Origin of the sequence: Bradyrhizobium tropiciagri (assembly GCF_001189845.1) — a bacterium.
Taxonomy (GTDB): domain Bacteria; phylum Pseudomonadota; class Alphaproteobacteria; order Rhizobiales; family Xanthobacteraceae; genus Bradyrhizobium; species Bradyrhizobium tropiciagri.
This window is the reverse complement of the sequence record NZ_LFLZ01000057.1, coordinates 1-18,178: the sequence shown is the minus strand read 5'-3', so window position 1 is coordinate 18,178 and position 18,178 is coordinate 1. Positions and strand designations below refer to the sequence as shown.

Here is an 18,178-nt window from a genome sequence, read left to right as displayed (position 1 = left end):
TGATCTTTTCGGAAAACCGCTTCGCACTTTTCCGGATCATGCTCTAGTCAGTCCGTAATCACCATCGCCCAGAACCTGCGGTACGGCGACTTCGGATTGTCGACGTAGGCCACGCCGACGCGCTTGGCGCCCGGCATCAGCAGGTTCTCTCGGTGCCCCGCCGAGTTCTCCCATTGCTTGAGCATCTCGGCGAAGGCGATGAAGCCGGCGCCGATATTTTCCGCGGCCCGCTGCTTCTTCAGAGGTGCGATGCGCGTGAAGAAGCTGCCGCCGGCGGAATGGCTGACCGATCCCGTCGTCGACATCGCCTGCGCCTGCTTCAGCGCCGTCGCATTCAGCTTCGCGTCGAGCTTCACCGCGGGCATGCGGTTGGCGCGCCGGTAGGCACTGATCGAGCCGGCATAGTCGGCGGCGCTTGCCGTCGCAACCGAGCCAAGCAGAAAGGTAAGCGCGAGAACAAGCGGCTTCATCTCAATCATTCTCTCTCATGGATCAGCGCGTGTGACCGCGCTTGTGGTGTCGGTGCCTGACCGGTTTGTGCGCGGGCATGGCCGGCCGGCTCGCGGCCGCAGCCGCCGCGCGCTGCTCCTGCAGACGCGCATCATAGCCAGGCGAGGGCACCACGGTCGGCGGCGCGGCCCGCGCCGGGCCGGCAGCGAGCGCAACAAGCGCGAGCAGCATGACGCAGGATCGTTTCATGATGTCACCTGCCCGGTTGTGCGAACGTTATGGCAGACAATCATCGGCGCTCACGACGCCGCCGCGCGGATCTGTTCCGGCGTCAGCCCCGGCGAGCCCTTGCCGTCGGCCTCGGCCTTCCGGATCAGCGCGATGATGCGGCGCGACAGCGGAGCCTCGAGCCCGCGGCGATCCGCGATCGCGGTGATCACGCCCTGCAGATAGTCGATCTCGGTGCGGCGGCGACGCTGCAGATCCTCCCACATCGAGGAGCGCGCTTCCGGATCGATCTTCATGGTGCGGCCAAGCAGCATGCCGAACAGCGCATCAGGCAGCCGCAGCAGATGCGGCATCCAGCTCGACGGCAGCGGCGTCGGCGACACTGGCGCGATGCCCTCGGCGCGAACCGCGGCCAAACCCTCCGCCATCTGGTCGGCGAACAGTTGCCGCCAGCCGCGCTGCGCGAGCTGCTGTCGCAGCGGAATGTTGGACAGCGCATTGAGCGCGTTGTTGAGATTGACGATCAGCTTGCCCCACTGCACGCCGTCGATATCGGCGGTAGCCTTGATCGCAAGACCGGGCACCGAAAGCCGTGCCGCGGTGCCGGCATCATCCTGCGCGATCACGATGTCGCCCGAGGTCGAGCGATGGAAGCGGCCGTCGCCGAGCGCGACCACGTTGAACGGCACCATGCCGCCGAGCACGTTGCGGCCCGGCAAGCGATCGCGCAGCAGCGGCACATTGCCGACGCCATTCTGCAGGCTGATCACCGCGGCGTCAGTGAGTGCGTGGCGTGCGATCAATTCGGCGATCTCGCCGGTGTCGGCGCTCTTCACCGTCACCAGCACGGTCTGGGCGTCGCGCAGGATCGACGGATCGTCGGACAGAATGAGCCGGTCGGCCGGCACCATCCGCTCCGAGCCGTCGAAACTGCTCACCCGCAAGCCGTGGCCCGCGATCTCCTGGATCAGCCGCGGCCGCGCCAGCAATGCGACGCGGCGGCCGGACGCAGCCAGCATGCCGCCGACGAAGCAACCGATGCTTCCGGCGCCCGCAATCCCGATCGGCCGGTCCGCATTCATCTGGCTAAACGTCCGTTCATCAGGTCTCGATAGCAGACCTGGGGTTGCCTGCCTATTTCGATGCGCCGCCGCCGGGTGGCCCGCCTTGTAACCGTCATGGGCCACAGCTATGTTTCGCGCTCGGGGCACGGTTGCGGCAGGAGACGATCATGGGTTTACTCGACGTACTCAACGGCATGCAGAACGGCCCCCGCGGTCCAAGCGCACCAAGCACACCATCCGACAGTTCGAGCAGCGGCGGAATGTCGCCGATGACCATGGCCATCCTGGCGCTGCTCGCCTGGAAGGCGGTCAAGCATTTCTCCGGCGGCCAGCCGGGCGCAAGCGCTCCTCAGCCGACTCCGGCGCAGGCGCCACAACTCCCCGGCAATGTCACCGCTGGTCTGCCCGGCGGCGCTGGTGGCGGCGGGCTGGGTGATCTGCTCAGGGGCGGCCTTGGCGGCCTTCTCGCCGGCGGCGCAGCCGGCACCGTGCTCAGCGGCGGCCTCGGCGATCTGCTCAACCAGTTGCAGCAGAAGGGCCATGGCGACACGGCGAATTCCTGGGTCAGCAATGGTCCCAACAAGCAGATCTCGCCCGGCGACCTCGCCAACGCGCTCGGCGCCGACCAGATCGACTCGCTGGCGTCGCAGAGCGGCATGTCGCGCGACCAATTGCTGCAGGGCTTGAGCCAATATCTGCCCGACGCGATCAACCATCTGACGCCGGACGGACGGCTGCCGAGCGGCGACGAGCTGCACGGCAGGCTTTAGCGGCAGCGTTGATTCCATCTGAGGAGGACGACAGTCATGAGCGGCATCATCTGGGTCATCATCGTCGGCTTTGTCGCGGGGATCATCGCGCGGTTCCTGTCACCGGGACCGAATAATCCGAGCGGCTTCATTCTCACCACCGTGCTCGGCATCGCCGGCGCATTTCTCGCGACCTTCATCGGTCAGGCGATCGGCCATTACGGCCCCGAACAGGGTGCGGGCTTCATCACCGCGACGATCGGCGCGCTGGTGGTGCTGTTCATCTGGAACCGGCTGGTCGCGGCGCGCGTGATCCCGGATCTGGGAAACAAGTAGAAACGAGCGCCAGAGCGTTTCGATAGCGCAATGCCCGGGCATGACCCGGGCATTGTCTTTTCCGAACCGGTTTTCATCCGCGTCGCGGCGCGAATGAAGAACGGGTTTCACTGAATGAGATGCATGCCGGCGTCCATGCGGACGAATTCGCCGGTCATGTTGCTCGACGCCGGGCTCGCCAGGAAGCAGACCAGATTGGCGATATCCTCGGCCGTTGACGCAACCTTCAGCGGCACGCGCGCGATCACAGTATCGCGCACCTGCTTCGCCTGCTCCTCGCCGCGGCCCTTGGTGAACCAGGGCGTATCGATATACCCCGGACACACGGTGTTGACGCGGATCAAGGGCGCCAGCGCGCGCGCCAGCGACTGCGTCATGGTGTTGAGCGCGCCCTTGCTCGCGGCGTAGGCCACCGACGATCCGCCACCGGAGATGCCGGCGACGGATGAAACGTTGACCACCGCCGAGGGACGGCCCGAGGCCTTCGCGCCGGCTTCGAGCAAAGCGCGCGCGGCGCGGACCATCTGGAACGGGCCGATGGTGTTGACCGCATAGATGCGCTGGAAGTCCTCCGCGGTCAGGCCGTCGAGATCGTGATGCGGCACGTGCTTGGTGGTGCCGGCATTGTTGACGAGCACGTCGAGGCGGCCCCAGCCCTGCGCGGCGGCCGCGATCTTCTTGCAATCCTCATCGCGCGAGACGTCGCCCTGCACCACCAGCACCTCGGCGCCCTGCTTGCGGCAGGCTTCCGCGGTCGCTTCGGCTTCCGCCTTGCTGTTGGAATAGTTGATGATGAGGCGCGCGCCCTGCGTGGCGAGGATTTGCGCGGTAGCGGCGCCGAGGCCCGATGCCGATCCGGTCACGATCGCGCACAAACCATCCTTGGACATCTGCATTTTCCTTGTTGTTGCGAGCCAGATGATCTCCGGCGGTGGCGTACCATATCGCGCGGAAGTACACCTGCAAACCGCGCCGGTCCATTACAAATAGGCGTGCGGGCCCTTCTGCAGGCCAGCCCATTGCGCATCGTCATGGCCGCAAATGATCTTGACACCTGACGCCTCGAGCCTGGCAATCTCGTCGAGCGATTTCAGGAATTGATCGACATCGAGGCTGTTCCGCGGTGAAACTCGCTGATCGAGATTGGCGCGCACGCTCAGCGCGTCGGCGGCAAGCAGGAATTCGCCGCTCTGGTCCAGCTTGACCAGCGCGCCGGTCGTTCCCTTCGAATGTCCCGGCAAGGGAATCAGCGTCAGCTTGCCATCGCCGAACACATCCATCTGTCGATCGAAGATCTCCATCTTCAGCGGATGATCCCAATCCGCCTTGATGTATCCGCGATCGCGCGCGTTGGACGCATTGGCGGCCTCGAGCTCGAGCGCGTGGACGAAGACCGTCGCCTTTTTGAAGAAGGCGTTGCAGCCGCAATGATCGGTATGCAGATGGGAGCAGATCACCACGTCGATATCGTCGGGGCCAAGACCGACCGCCTTCAGGCTCGTCAACACATGGTCGTCCGCCGGCATGATTGGCTGCATGAACTTGGCAAGCGTGCCGAGCCGCCCTTCAGGATCGGTCGCGACATCGGGATGGCATCCGGTGTCGAACAGCACATTGCCCTGCGGGTGCCGCAGCAGCACGCAGGACACCGGAAGCTCGATCGTCTCGCCGCGCGGCGCATCAGGCAGATAGGTCCGCTTGGACATCCGCAGCCGTCCACCCGACAACATATGCATCTTCATCACGGCACCTCTTATTTCAGCCTGAAGCTAAACATGGGTTGATGGAAACTCATATGCCTCTGTGCCGACTGGCCTCGCCGGGCCGCCGAGCGCCATGAACCTGCCGCCCCATGCGGACCATGACCCAGTTTCATCTGGCGGACTCAGCCGTTGCCGCCAGCCAATCTGTTGCGGCGGGTGGCATACAAAGCGAGGTGCTCGAAAGTTCACTCGGCGGAATTCATGCGCCGCGCCGGCTTCATGCCGTCCGCGCAAGTGGCCCTGCGGGCAACGCTTGTCACGGCTATGGCTTTTCCGCATCATTGAGCGCAAGACAACACCGCAAGCAGGCCTGCCTGACGGCCGGACCCAAGCCAATCAACACGAGGAACGCTGTGGCGGAGAGTGAAAACATCGTCGCCGAGACCGCGGAAAAGATTTTCGCCGATCTCGCGGATGCCCAGACCATCAATCACGACAAGCAGGGCGCCTGGAAGGCGCCGCTGTGGCAGGCGCTGACCGAAGCCGGCCTGCCGCTGTCCTGGGTGCCCGACGATCTCGGCGGTTCCGGCGCCAGCCTCGCGGAAGGTTTTAGCGTCCTCAACGTCGCAGGCCGCCATGCGATCGCTGTTCCGCTGGCCGAAACAATGCTGGCCGGCTGGCTGCTGACGCAAGCCAGGATCGCATCTCCCGAAGGTGAGATGACGGTGCTGCCGGCAAGCCCGAAGGACCGCATCACGTTGAATGCCGACGGCTCGCTCTCCGGCCGCGCCCGCGGCGTGCCGTTTGCCAAGGACGCGAAACATTTCGCGGTGCTTGCTGATGGCAAGGACGGCATCTCGATCGCGCCGATCGATGCCGCGAAGTGCCGGATCGAATCCAGCACCGGCCTTGGCGGCGATCACAACGACACCGTCACGCTCGACAAGGTGCAGCCGGTCGCGACCAAGCCGGCGCCCAAGGGTTTTGACCAGACCACGCTGATGCTGATGGGCGGCGTGGTGCGCAGCCTGCAGATCGCCGGCGCGCTGGAGGCGATGCTCGACATCTCCGTGCGCTATTCCAATGAGCGCGTCGCCTTCGAGAAGAAGATCTCCAAATTCCAGGCGGTGCAGCACAACCTCGCCCGCCTCGCCGGCGAAAACGCCGCGGCGCTGGCCGCCGCGACCTCGGCGGCCGACACCATCGTCAACGCCAAGTCGCTCAACAATGACGCGGTATTCCTCGAAGCCGCCTCCGCAAAGATCCGCTGTTCGGAAGCCGCCGAGAAAGGCAGCAGCATCGCCCACCAGGTGCACGGCGCGATCGGTTTCACCATCGAGCACATCCTGCACCGCTATTCGCTGCGGGCGCTGGCCTGGCGCGACGATTTCGGCTCGGAGAGCTATTGGGCAGTCGAGCTCGGCAAGCTCGTCGCCGATCGTGGCGCCGATGAATTGTGGCCGCTGGTGGCTTCGCGCTGAGATCAGGACAGAAACATCATGACTGCAGCCCTTCGTTTCGATCCGATCCGCCTGCCGGAAAAATGCGAACAGCTCCGCAAGGAGGTGCGCGCCTTCCTCGCCGAGGAAATCGCCGCCGGCACCTTCGATCCGCACGCGCCGAACCGCGAGGACAATGACGCGCCGGAATTCTCCCGCCGCGTCGGCGCCAAGGGTTGGCTCGGCATGACCTGGCCGAAGAAATATGGCGGCCAGGAGCGCTCGTTCCTCGAACGCTATGTCGTGACCGAGGAGATGCGGGTGGCGAACGCGCCGACCCGGCGCTTCTTCGTCGCCGACCGCCAGAGCGGGCCGGTACTGCTGAAATACGCGCCCGAGCACATCAAGATGGACATCCTGCCGCGGATCTGTCGCGGCGAGGTGTGCTTCGCGATCGGCATGAGCGAGCCGAATTCCGGCTCCGATCTGTTCGCGGCGAAGACCCGCGCCACCAAGACCGACGGCGGCTATCTGATCAACGGCACCAAGATCTGGACCTCGTCGGCGCACATCGCCGACTACATGATCGCGATCTTCCGCACCTCGCCGCCGACCAAGGAGAACCGCCGCCACGGCCTGACCCAGTTCCTGGTCAAGATGAAGCAGCCGGGCATCCAGGTGAATCCGATCGGCCAGATCACCGGCCAGTTCGAGTTCAACGAAGTGGTGTTCACCGATTACTTCGTGCCCGACGATCACGTGCTGGGCGAAGTCGACGGCGCCTGGAAGCAGGCGACGTCCGAGCTTGCCTATGAACGGTCCGGTCCCGAGCGCTTCCTCGAAACCTATTACGTGCTCACCGAGCTGGTGCGTGCGGTCGGCAAGAACCCGGATACCCGCAGCGCCGAGGGCATCGGCCGTCTGGTGGCGCAGGTCCACACCATGCGCCGCATGTCGGTGTCGGTTGCGGGCATGCTGCAGGCCGGCAAGGAGCCGGTGGTGGAAGCTTCCATCGTCAAGGACATCGGCACGGTGTGGGAGCAGCAGCTGCCGCACCGCGTGCGCGATCTCGCGGCGTTCGTCGAGGAGACCGCGACCAACCGCGAGACACTGGAAAAGCAACTCGATTTCGCCATCAAGACCGCACCCAAGCTGACGATCCAGGGCGGCACCACCGAGGTGCTGCGTGGCATCATCGCCCGCGGGCTCGGTTTGCGCTAACGACCAATGGGATCGATGCTCTCACCGCAAGCTCCTGCACCTCTCCCATCGGGAGAGGTCGGCGCGCAGCGCCGGGTGAGGGATCACGGTCCATCGAGAGAGTACAACCCCTCACCCGATTTGCTGGCGCAAATCGACCTCTCCCCTCGGGAGAGGTGACATCTTTTGCGCCGAGAGATTGCAGCCTTACCGGAGACAAGACACATGACCAAGTACACTGATATCGGCGTCGAGACCCACGGCCATGTCGGCCTGATCGAAATCCGCAAGCCGCCGCTGAACTTCTTCGACGTCGCGCTGATCAACCAGATCGCCGACGCGCTGGAGGAATTCGACAACAACATCGAGATCCGCGCCTCGGTGCTCGCAGCCCAGGGCAAGGCGTTCTGCGCCGGCGCCAATTTCGGCGACCCGGCCCGCCAGGAGCAGGAGGAGCGCGCCAAGAGCGATCCGGCCTCGAACCTGCCGATCAACCATCTCTACGTTCAGGCGGTGCGCATCTTCCGCAACAAGAAGCCGATCGTCGCGGCGATCCATGGCGCCGCGATCGGCGGCGGCCTCGGGCTTGCCGTCTCCGCGGACTTCCGCGTCGCCTGCCCCGAAGCACGCTTCGCGGCGAACTTCACCAAGCTCGGCTTCCATCCGGGCTTTGGCCTGACCACGACGCTGCCGGAGCTGATCGGCAAGAACAATGCCGAGCTGATGTTCTACACCAGCCGCCGCGTCACCGGCGAAGAGGCCTATCGCTGGGGCCTTGCCAACGTGCTGGTGCCGCAGGACCAGGTTCGTGCCGAGGCGATGAAGCTCGCGCAGGAGATCGCCGAATGCTCGCCGCTCGGCCTGGTCTCGACCCGCGCCACCATGCGCGCCGGCCTCGCCGACCGCGTGCTGGCTGCGACCAATCACGAGTTGGAGGAGCAGACCAAGCTGCGCGCGACCGAAGACTTCAAGGAAGGCGTCAAGGCCACCGCCGAGCGCCGCGTCGCGAACTTCAAGGGGCGGTGAGTTTCACGCGCCGCTCTCTCAACATGGTCGTCCCTGCGAAAGCAGGGACCCATAACCACTGAACTGAGTTGTAAGAGAAGCCGTCTCCCCTTGTGCCCCTTCCGCGGGCCGCGGCGTATGGGTCCCGGCCTTCGCGGGGACGACGTGGGGAGAAAGTTCGCTAACTCCTCGGCACCACCAGCGCGTCGACGATCGTGACGCCCTGCCCCTCCGGGTGCACCAGCACCGGATTGACCTCGATCTCGGCGATTTCGTTCGCGTGCTGCGCCGCCAGCACTGAAATCTGCGAGATCAGCCGCGCCAACGCTGCAACGTCCGCGTTCGGCGCGCCGCGGAACCCGTGCAGCAGGGGCGCGGCCTTCAGCGTCTCCAGCATCGCGGTCGCCTCCCCCGCGCTCACCGGCGCCGGACGATAGACCACGTCCTTGAACAGCTCGGTCGTGATGCCGCCGAGCCCCACCATCACCAGCGGTCCGAAGGTCTTGTCCGTCATCGTGCCGACGATGATCTCGACGCCCCGCTTTGCCATCGGCCCGACCAGCACGCCCTGGATCGCAGCGTCCGGCCGCGCCTTCTGCACGGTCTCCAGCATGTCGCGATAGGCCGTGAACGCGGCGCCCTTGGCCGCGATGTTGACGCGGACGCCGCCGACCTCGCTCTTGTGTGCGATCGCCGGCGACTGGATCTTCATGGCAAGCGGAAATCCCGCGCGTTCGATCGCGGCATCGAGCCCGTCGCGATCGCTCACCAGCACCTCGTCGGGCAGTGCGATGCCGGCGGCGCGCAGCAGCGACTTGCTGTCATGTTCGGAGAGCGTCTTCGCCTTCAGATGCGCGGAGAGATCGTGTGCCGGCGGCGCCGCCTCCATCTCCGGCGCGGGCTTGAAGGCGGCATAATCCGCCAGCCGCCGCATCGCGACGCCGACATGGGTGAGCCCCGAGAGCACCACGACGCCCGACTTCGCCAGTTCCTGCCGCGCGAATTGCGACGGCAGCGTGTAAGAGTAGAACACCACCGGCTTGTGCTGCGCCGAGATCACCGGCTTCAGCTCGGCCTCCTTGAACGGCATCCGCGTCTCGCTCGACAGCGACAGCACGACCAGCGTCGCGTCCACTTCATCTGACGCGTCGAACAGCTCGATGCTCTTTTGCAGGCCGCCGGAGGAGACGCCCTGCGCGGTGACGTCGACGGGATTGCCCGCCGCGCCATAGGACGGCATCCATTGCTTGATCTGGCTCTGGATTGTGGCCGAAAGCTCTGGCACGCGCAGGCCCTGCATCGACACCGTGTCGGCACCCCAGATGCCGGCGCCGCCGGACACCGTCAGCACCGCGACCCGATCTCCCTTCGGCAACGGATTGGTGGTCAGCACGGCGGCGATCGTCACCGCCTCGTCGAGATCGTTGGAGACGATGAAGCCGTATTTCGCGAACACCGCGTCATAGGCTGCCGACCAGCCCGCCATGCTCGCGGTGTGCGAGGCTGCCGCGCGTTCGCCGGCGCCGGAGCGGCCGACCTTGGTGACGATGACGGGCTTCCTGAGCTCCGCCGCGCGCTTCGCCGCCGCCAGGAATTTGTCGACGTCGCGAATGCCTTCAATGAACAGCAGGATCACGTCGGTCGAGGGATCCTGCACCATGTAGTCGAGGAATTCGCCAGCGCCGAGATCGCTCTCATTGCCAGCGCTGACGACATAACTGAGCGCGACGCCGAGCGCCTTGGCGCGATGATAGATCGCAAAGCCGATGCCGCCGCTCTGCGCAACGATGCCGATCCGCCGCTTGCTCGCGATCAGATCGGGCACGTCCGGCTTGACGTCGACGGTCGGGCTGAAGGTCGCGGCAACCTTCTGCACCTGGCTGTAAAAGCCTTCGGCGTTCGGGCCACTGATCCGCATGCCGGTCCGCTTCGCCAGCGCCACGATCGCATCCTGCATCGCTGCGCTATCGCCACCCTCCTCGGCAAAGCCCGAGGAGATGATGACCGCGTTCCTGACGCCGGCGGCCGCGCACTGCTCCAGCGCCGGCAGCACCGCGCGCGCGGGAATGACGATGACGGCAAGATCGACCGGCGCGCCGATCTCGGCGATCGACTTGAAGCATTTCAAGCCGTCGATCTCATCATAGTTCGGATTGATCGGATACAGCGCGCCCGGAAAACCGTTCTTGCGCAGCATCGCGAGCAGCCGCCCGGGAATCTTCTCATGATCGCGCGAGGCGCCGATCAGCGCGATGCTGTTTGGGGCGAAGAAGGAATCGAGCGGATGCGGCATGAGGCGTTCCATTATTGTTGTTAGGAGCTACGATATTGAATCGCCTCCGTGGGCTCAACCACTCTCCCCGTCATCCTGAGGTGCGAGCGGAGCGCGCCTCGAAGGATGAACGGCCCGACTGTGGCCGATTCATCCTTCGAGCTCGCGAGGGCTCGCACCTCAGGATGACGGGGCGCGTCGCCCGGATGGAGCGAAGCGCAATCCGGGAACAGTCCATCCGCGTGGAGTGGGGTCCCGGATTTCGCTGCGCTCCATCCGGCTACAAGATTACGCCACCAGCCTGAACGTCACGCCGCAAAGCTGGAACACATCACCTTCAACCGCGCAGCCTCTGGCCGTTGCAGCCTCCAGCACCTTGGCCTTGTCGGCAACCTTGAACGTCAAACCGCTCATGATCTCGCTACTGCCCTTGACGAAGCGGAAGGTGCTGTTAGGCAGCTTCATCACGGTGCCGTCGGCGGGCACGCCGACGATCTTTCCCCAATGCGCCGCCAGCGCCTCGGGCTCGGGGCTCTGCATCTCGACCTCGGTCAGCGCCAGGGTCGTGTCCTTGCGGATCGACTTCTGCCAGTCCGGGCCGGCCGGCGGATATGGTCCCAGGATGTCGTCGCTGCCGTCGGTGTGGTTGAACTCGATGAAGGCGGCGCGGCAGTCGCGCGGGTGCAGTTGCACGCCGTGATAGGGCGCGTGCGTGATCACGTTCGCGGTCCGCACGCCCATCGCATTGGCCTTGGCGCCGCGCGCGTCGGGATCCTCGCAGCAGAAGATCGCCATGTAGCCGCCGCGGCCGCCGGTCTTCTCGATGAAACGGCCGGCGGCGGTGCCCGGTCCCGGCTGGAACGGTGCAACCACTTCCAGCAGGATGGTATCGACCGGCAGCAGCGCGTTCACCAGGCCGTATTTGGCGACGTTGCCGTCGCGGTAGCAGACATCGAGGCCCATGATCGCGGAGATATCAGCGATCACAGGCTTGAGCTGCGGCGCCACCAGGCAGATCTGGCGCAGCCGCATGTACTCGGCCATGTGATTGGTCACGGCTTACTGCCCCTGGAAGGTGGGCTTGCGCTTCTCGACGAACGCCTTGGCCGCTTCCTTGTGGTCGGTGGTCTCGCCGGCACGGGTGTGGTGGATCGCCTCGCCGTCGAAGCAGGCTTCGAGCGTCATCGTCTCGGCATTGTTGATGTTGCGCTTGATGTAGCCGAGCGCCACCGACGGCCCCTGCGCCAGCGAGCGCGCCAGCTCCAGCGTCTCAGCCTCGACATCGGCATCGGGCACCACCTTGGAGACCATGCCGAGGTTGTAGGCCTCCTGCGCCGACAGCACCGGCGACATCATATAGAGCTCGCGCGCTTTCGCACTCCCGAGCATCTTGGTCAGAAAATACGTTCCGCCGTAATCGCCGGAGAAGCCGACCTTGGCGAAGGCGGTCGTAATCTTGCAGGAGGCGCCGGCGACGCGGAGATCGCAGGACAGCGCGATCGAGAGACCTGCGCCGGCCGCCGCGCCGTCGAGCTGCGCCACCACGGGCTTCGGCATCGTGTGCAGGATGCGCGAGACCTCCATGCCACGGCGCAGATTGGCCATCTTGGCCTCGAACGGCAGCGGCGCGCGGCCTTCGGCCATCGACTTGACGTCACCGCCGACGCAGAAGGTGCCGCCGGCTCCCCGGATCAGCACCGCCCGCACCTCGGTATCGTCCTGCGCCCGCCGCGCCGCCTCGACGAGGCCGCGCGTCATGTCGGGATTGAGCGCATTGCGCCGATCCGGGCGGTTCATGGTGATGGTGAGCAGGCCCTTGTCGAGGGATTGGAGAACCATCTGATTGTCGCTCATGGCGTTTTGCCTTTCGTTGTTGGTTAGCCTGAACTTGACGCCGTCATTGCGAGCGAAGCGAAGCAATCCATGTCGCAATCCGGGCGGAGATGGATTGCTTCGTCGCTATCGCTCCTCGCAATGACGGCTGAATATTGTCACTTCTTCACCAGCGGGCAGCGCGACTCCGACAGCGGCTGGAAGGCCTGGTCGCCCGGCACGGTCGCGAGCAGCTTGTAGTCGTCCCAGCGGCCTTTCGACTCCGAGGGCTTCTTGACCTCGAACAGATACATGTCGTGCACCATGCGGCCGTCCTCGCGAATCCGGCCGTTCTTGGCGAACATGTCGTTGATCGGGGTCTCCTTCATCACCTTCATGACGGCGGCGGCGTCCGTGGTGCCGGCGGCCTTCACCGCCTGCAGATAATGCGTCACCGAGGAGTAGACGCCGGCCTGCGCCGAGGTCGGCACCCGCTTGGTGCGCTCCATGAAGCGTTTTGAGAACGCGCGGGTATCGTCATTGAGGTCCCAATAGAACGCTTCCGCGAGCAGCAAGCCCTGCGCGGTCTCGAGCCCGACGCTGTCGATGTCGGTGACGAAAGCGAGCAGCGGCGAAATCTTCTGGCCGCCCTTGGTGATGCCGAACTCGGCGCCCTGCTTGATCGCGTTGATGGTGTCGCCGCCGGCATTGGCAAGCCCGATCACCTTGGCCTTCGAGGCCTGCGCCTGCAGCAGGAAGGACGAGAAATCCGAGGTATTGATCGGATGCCGCACGCTGCCGAGCACCTTGCCGCCCGACTTCACCACGACATTGCTGGTGTCCTTCTCCAGGTCCTGGCCGAACGCATAATCCGCGGTCAGGAAAAACCAGGTGTCGAGGCCGGACTTCACCGCAGCAAGGCCGGTCACATTGGCCTGCGCGAAGGTGTCGAACACGTAGTGCACGGTATAGGGGCCGCAGGCTCGTTGGAGAGGCGGATAGAGCCCGGGCCGTTGAACATGATGATCTTGCCGCGCGCCTTGGCGATCTCGGCCGCGGCGAGCGCCGTTGCCGACGCCGCGACGTCGAAGATCATCTCGACGCCCTGATTGTCGATCATGTCGCGGGCGATGTTGGCGGAAAGGTCGGCCTTGTTGAGATGGTCGCCGACCACGATCTCGATCTTGCGACCGAGCACCGTGCCGCCGAAATCCTCCGCCGCCATCTTGGCCGCGGTTTCGCTGCCGGTGCCGGTGATGTCGGCATAAAGGCTCGACATATCGAGGATGCCGCCGAGCTTCAGCGGAGGCTTGTCCTGCGCCAGCGACGCATTCGCCGAGATCGCAAACACACAGGCCAACACGCCGGCCAAAACCCGTCTCATTCAAATCCTCCCTTGAAGTACGGCCCCCATTTCATTGGGTCCGTTTCGAGGGCCGGATCATGCCGCATGGCCTGCACTGCAGCAAGCTGCAGCGGCCGCATTCTGTTTTCCGTTGAGCGGAATGACGCGCCGCGCCGGCAATCGCTCGCAACCGCGATGCGATCAGAGATGAAAGTCGGGAACGGTCTGATAGGGCGTTCCCGCCGGCAGGCCGAGGAACAAATACTGCATGCCGTATTGCCCGGCGAACGCCGACGCCACGGAGTCCATGATGACGTGACCGCCCAGATCCAGATGCAGTTCGGGGCGTGTGATCGGCCCGAGCGTGTAGGCCGGCACGACGGTCTCGTTGATGTGCAGCGCATCGAAGGCGGCGGACACGGCCGACAGCGACGCCGCATTGCCGGCGAGGTCGACGACACCTCCGCCATTCGCGACGAAGCCGGTCACCGCCAGCGAGGCGGCGCGGTCCGTCGATGACACGATGTGATCGAACACCAGCTTCGAGGGATCGCCGAGCAACGCCGTTGCCGCGGCGTCGTAAATTGCCTTGCCGCCATCGTTCAGCGTCAGGACCGGTGTGCCGCTGATGACGCGAACCGCCTCGTTGAAGCCGACGGTGAGTTGCACCAGCGAGCCCGTCGCCGCAACGCCGCCGGAAGGCGTTGCGGTGATTCCGGTGAGATGGGGCGCAGTGGTGTCGAGGGTAAAGGTCAGGCTCGACGACGCGCTGACATTGCCGGCGGCATCGACCTCCTGCACCGTCACGGTGTGCACGCCGTCGGTGGTGAAGACCGGCGCCACCGTCGAGAAGCTCGATGCACCATCGGCCTTGAAGCGCAACGTATCGGCCGGATCCGACCTCGTGTAGTCGATCAGCGGATTGCTGGTGATGTGGTCGGCACCCGAGAAGCCGGTGTCCTGGTGCAGTGCCAGCGTCGGCGCCGATGGTGGCTTGGTGTCGCCGCTGAAATCGACCGCGTTGCTTGCAGCACCGACATTGCCGGCAATGTCGGTGTAACCAGACGCGGTGACGGACAGGTTGGCCGACAGATGGTCGGTGACGTCGGCCGTGAAGACCGCGGTGTAGATATCATGGCCGGCGCCGTTGACGCCGACATGGACGAGACTGCCGAGCAGGCCGCCATGCACGGCGATATCGTCGAGCCCGAAGCCCGCAACCGCCTCGGAGAAGGTGAACGTCATCAGCGCGGTGTCGCCCGCGTGCAGCACGGTATGATCGGCCACAACCGACACCGTCGGCGAACGGGTGTCGCCACCGATCGTGGCGGCGTTGCCAGCCGCGCCGGCATTGCCGGCATCGTCGGTATAGCTCGAGGCCGTGACCCGGATCGAGCCCGCCAGCGCATCGTTGATGTCGGGCGCGAAGGTCGCGGTGTAGATGTCCTCGCCCAAGCCGTTGAGCCCGACATGGACCAGATTGCTCAGCACACCGCCGGCGACGACGGTATCGCCGAGCGTGAAGCCCGCGACATGTTCGGAGAAGGTGAAGCTGACGACCGAGTTCTGGCCTGAAAGCAGCGTGCTCGGGCTCGCGGCGATCGACACCGTCGGCGCCCTGGTATCGCCGGTGAAATTGATGGTGTTGCTTGCGACACCGGCGTTGCCGGCCACGTCGGTGTAACCGGACGCGGTGACCTGCACCGAGCCGGCCTCGGCGTTGCTTGCATCCGGCGTGAAAATTGCAGTGTAGACATCCTGACCCGATCCGTTGACGCCGACATGGACCAGACTGCCCAGCGCGCCGCCATGCACGGTGACGTCACCGAGCGCGAAGCTCGCAATCTGTTCGGAGAAGGTGAACGTGAGCAGCGCGGTCTGCCCCGCCAGCAGCGCGGTGCGATCCGCCGCGATCGACACCGTCGGCGCCAGCGTATCGCCGCCGATCGTTGCGATGTTGCTCGCCGCGCCGGCATTGCCGGACACGTCGGTATAGCTCGATGCATTGACCTTCACCGAGCCGGTCTCGGTGTCGCTGACATCTGGCGTGAAGGTCGCGGTGTAGACATCATGCCCGGAGTTGTTGAGTCCGACATGCACGAGATTGCTCAACACGCCGCCATGGACGGTGGTGCCGGCAAGGCTGAAGCCCGAAACGGCCTCCGAGAAGGTGAAGGTCGCGACCGAGACGTCGCCGGCCAACACCGTGTCCGGGTTGAGCGTGACCGACACCGTCGGTGCCCGGGTGTCGCCGGTGAAACTGATGGTGTTGCTGACCGCGCCGGCATTGCCGGCCGTATCGCTGTAGCTGGATGCGTTGACCTGGACCGAGCCGGCCTCGGCGTTGGTGACATCAGGCGTGAAGGTTGCGGTGTAGATATCCTGGCCGGAGCCGTTGATGCCGACATGGACGAGGCTGCCCAGCGTGCCGCCGCTGACGCTGACATCATTGAGCGCGAAGCCCGAGACGGCCTCGGAGAAGGTGAAAGTCACGACCGCGGTCTGACCGGCGAGCAGCGCGGTATGATCAGCCGAAACCGAAACCGTCGGTGCCTTGGTGTCGCCCGTGAAGCTGATCGTGTTGCTCGACGAACCGGAATTGCCGGCGACGTCAGTATAGCTCGATGCGTTGACCTGCACCGAACCCGTTTCAGTGTTGGATACCCCAGGCGTGAAGGTCGCGGTGTAGACGTCATGGCCGGAGCCATCGACGCCGACATGGATCAGGCTTCCAAGCGTCCCGCCCTGGACGGTGACATCACCGAGCCCGAATCCGGTGACGGCCTCGGAGAAGGTAAAGGTGACGACAGCCGTATCGCCGGCAGTCAGCGCGCTGTGATCGGCCGAAACCGACACCGTCGGTGCCTTGGTATCGCCGCTGAAGCTGATGGTATTGCTTGCCGCGCCGGCGTTTCCGGCGCTGTCGGTATAGCTGGATGCGTTGACCTGCACCGAGCCCGCTTCGGCGTTGGTCACATCGGGTGTGAACGTCGCGGTGTAAATATCCTGGTGCGCGGCGTTAACGCCGACATGGACAAGGTTGCTCAGCGTGCCGCCGCTCACGGTCGTATCCGCAAGTGCGAAACCCGTGACTGCCTCGGAGAAGGTGAAGGTGACGGTCGAGGTTTGTCCGGCCAGCAGCGAGGTCGAGCTTGCAGCGACCGATACGGTCGGCGCGATCGCGTCGATCACCAGATGCAGATCGGCCGCCGCATGGGTCACGTCGGCGTCCTGGCCGCCGGGATCCTTGATCGTGCCGCCATTGAGCGCAAGGCTCTGCACTTGCAGGTCGGACGTGCTGTCGCCATCCTGCACCGTGTAACTGAACACCAGCGTGTGCGAGCCGCTGCCGCTGAGATAGGTCGCGGCCTTGCCGTCGTTGAGCAGCAACTGCGGTGCGCCGGTCACGCTTACAATGTTGCTGAAATCGACTGATATCGTGACGACCTTGCCGGCGTTCAGCGTCGTGAGGTGACCGGTGGTGTCGGCCGTGACCGAGGCGATGCTCGCCTGCGACCTGAGCTCGAGATGCGGCGATGCCGAGCCGTCGGACGCCAGCATCAGCGAGCCGAGCGAGGCGCCGGTGCCAAAGCTCAGGTTCAGCGATGCGAGCGTCGTGCCGCCGCTGCCCTTCACCAGCAACACGCCATTCGAATAGGACAGCGTCGCCGTTGCGTCATAGGCGAGATTGCCGAAGTCGATGGTATCGCCGCCGGCAAAGCCGGTGATCGCCGTGCCGAACGAGGTGCCGGAGAATGCCGCGGCATCGAGCACGAGCTTCTCGGTAGAGCCGTCCGTGAAGGCGATCGCGCCGGTGCCCGCCGCGCCGTTCGCCGCCAGCTCGAGGATGGAGCCCTTGATGACGGTGCCGCCTGAATAGGTGTTGTGCGCCGACAGCACCAGCCGGCCGCCGCCGGTCACCTCGACATCGCCCGGCGTCGCGCCATCGGAGATGACGCCGCTCTGGGTCACTGTCTCGCCGGCGGCGACATTGAAGACCGGATCGCCCGCAACAGTGATGCTGCGGGTCTGCGTGAAGCCGTCAGTGAAGCTGATGCAGGTGCCGTCGCCGAGCTTCAGCACATTGGTGACCGCACCGAGATTGACGTTGGCGGAGATCGACACCCGTGTGCCGGCGCCACTGACCGTGGTGTTGCCGGTGTAGGTGTTGGTGCCGCCGAGGGTGACGGTGCCGCCGCCGCTGATGACAAGGCCGCCGACACCCGCGTTGGCGGCCGTGCCGCCATTGCCGCTCTGGTCGGCGATGTCGTTGGCGATGGTCAGCGTCCGGCCGCTGCCGGGTGCGAAGCTGAGATTGTTGTTGCCCTGGATGAAAATGCCGGAGCCGTACGCGGAGCCGCTGGCCTGGCCGCCGCCATTGGTGCCGCCCTTGACGGCGTTGAAGCCGGAATCATTCGACAGCGAGCCGCCCTTGATGGTCAGCGAGCCGCCTTGCTGGACGAAGACCGTGCCGCCGGCGCCAAGGCCGCCACCGCCACCCGCTGTGCCGTCACCGCCCGAAGCCGCCGAGAGCGCTGACGCCGCCACCACCGCCGAAGCCGCCGTTGCCGCCGT

The 18,178-nt window shown here is 65.2% G+C and carries 14 protein-coding genes and 1 pseudogene; 5 read left to right on the top strand and 10 right to left on the bottom strand.

The window, feature by feature from the left end; translation table 11 throughout:
• Positions 1-47: 47 nt before the first annotated feature.
• The 3 genes from AKN84_RS32710 to AKN84_RS32700 are packed head-to-tail and all read right to left on the bottom strand — an operon-like array spanning position 48 to position 1,760.
• Positions 48-470: a CAP domain-containing protein gene (locus tag AKN84_RS32710; protein WP_050424587.1), complete on the bottom strand. Its 423-nt coding sequence runs from the start codon at positions 468-470 to the stop codon at positions 48-50.
• A gap of 22 nt (positions 471-492) precedes the next feature.
• Entirely contained in the window at positions 493-699 is a 207-nt protein-coding gene (locus AKN84_RS32705) for a hypothetical protein (RefSeq protein ID WP_050424586.1), read from the bottom strand.
• A gap of 50 nt (positions 700-749) precedes the next feature.
• The gene (locus AKN84_RS32700) at positions 750-1,760 is read right to left on the bottom strand and encodes a 2-dehydropantoate 2-reductase (RefSeq protein ID WP_050424585.1); all 1,011 of its coding nucleotides are present in this window, start codon (positions 1,758-1,760) and stop codon (positions 750-752) included.
• Positions 1,761-1,909: 149 nt separating this feature from the next.
• On the opposite strand from AKN84_RS32700, the gene AKN84_RS32695 reads away from it, so the two are divergent.
• On the top strand, positions 1,910-2,512 hold the full coding sequence (locus AKN84_RS32695; RefSeq protein WP_050424621.1) for a YidB family protein: 603 nt from the start codon (positions 1,910-1,912) through the stop codon (positions 2,510-2,512).
• A 36-nt stretch (positions 2,513-2,548) separates the two neighbouring features.
• Entirely contained in the window at positions 2,549-2,827 is a 279-nt protein-coding gene (locus AKN84_RS32690) for a GlsB/YeaQ/YmgE family stress response membrane protein (RefSeq protein ID WP_050424584.1), read from the top strand.
• Between the two features lie 107 nt (positions 2,828-2,934).
• On the opposite strand, the gene AKN84_RS32685 is transcribed toward AKN84_RS32690, so the two are convergent.
• Positions 2,935-3,717: an SDR family NAD(P)-dependent oxidoreductase gene (locus AKN84_RS32685; RefSeq protein WP_050424620.1), complete on the bottom strand. Its 783-nt coding sequence runs from the start codon at positions 3,715-3,717 to the stop codon at positions 2,935-2,937.
• A 90-nt stretch (positions 3,718-3,807) separates the two neighbouring features.
• Complete coding sequence (locus tag AKN84_RS32680; RefSeq protein ID WP_050424583.1) at positions 3,808-4,569, bottom strand: N-acyl homoserine lactonase family protein; 762 nt, start codon at positions 4,567-4,569, stop codon at positions 3,808-3,810.
• Between the two features lie 374 nt (positions 4,570-4,943).
• On the opposite strand from AKN84_RS32680, the gene AKN84_RS32675 reads away from it, so the two are divergent.
• From AKN84_RS32675 to AKN84_RS32665, 3 genes are all read left to right on the top strand, one after another.
• Positions 4,944-6,011 (top strand): acyl-CoA dehydrogenase family protein, encoded by a 1,068-nt coding sequence (locus AKN84_RS32675; protein ID WP_050424582.1) that lies wholly within the window; start codon positions 4,944-4,946, stop codon positions 6,009-6,011.
• Between the two features lie 18 nt (positions 6,012-6,029).
• Positions 6,030-7,190, top strand: coding sequence for an acyl-CoA dehydrogenase family protein (locus AKN84_RS32670; protein ID WP_018269158.1), 1,161 nt, complete (start codon positions 6,030-6,032; stop codon positions 7,188-7,190).
• Between the two features lie 204 nt (positions 7,191-7,394).
• Positions 7,395-8,195, top strand: a complete 801-nt coding sequence (locus AKN84_RS32665; protein ID WP_024582673.1) for an enoyl-CoA hydratase/isomerase family protein — start codon at positions 7,395-7,397, stop codon at positions 8,193-8,195.
• A 160-nt stretch (positions 8,196-8,355) separates the two neighbouring features.
• On the opposite strand, the gene AKN84_RS32660 is transcribed toward AKN84_RS32665, so the two are convergent.
• The 5 genes and pseudogenes from AKN84_RS32660 to AKN84_RS32640 all read right to left on the bottom strand — a co-directional run.
• The gene (locus AKN84_RS32660) at positions 8,356-10,467 is read right to left on the bottom strand and encodes an acetate--CoA ligase family protein (RefSeq protein WP_050424619.1); all 2,112 of its coding nucleotides are present in this window, start codon (positions 10,465-10,467) and stop codon (positions 8,356-8,358) included.
• 267 nt (positions 10,468-10,734) lie between these two features.
• Positions 10,735-11,490 carry a VOC family protein gene (locus tag AKN84_RS32655; protein ID WP_050424581.1) on the bottom strand — a complete coding sequence of 252 codons (756 nt, stop codon included), beginning with the start codon at positions 11,488-11,490 and terminating at the stop codon, positions 10,735-10,737.
• A 15-nt stretch (positions 11,491-11,505) separates the two neighbouring features.
• Positions 11,506-12,300, bottom strand: a complete 795-nt coding sequence (locus AKN84_RS32650) for an enoyl-CoA hydratase (RefSeq protein WP_050424618.1) — start codon at positions 12,298-12,300, stop codon at positions 11,506-11,508.
• Positions 12,301-12,437: 137 nt separating this feature from the next.
• Positions 12,438-13,642, bottom strand: a pseudogene (locus tag AKN84_RS32645) (ABC transporter substrate-binding protein).
• A gap of 162 nt (positions 13,643-13,804) precedes the next feature.
• A partial coding sequence (locus tag AKN84_RS32640) for a beta strand repeat-containing protein (protein WP_244485637.1) occupies positions 13,805-18,178 on the bottom strand: 4,374 nt, incomplete at its 5' end.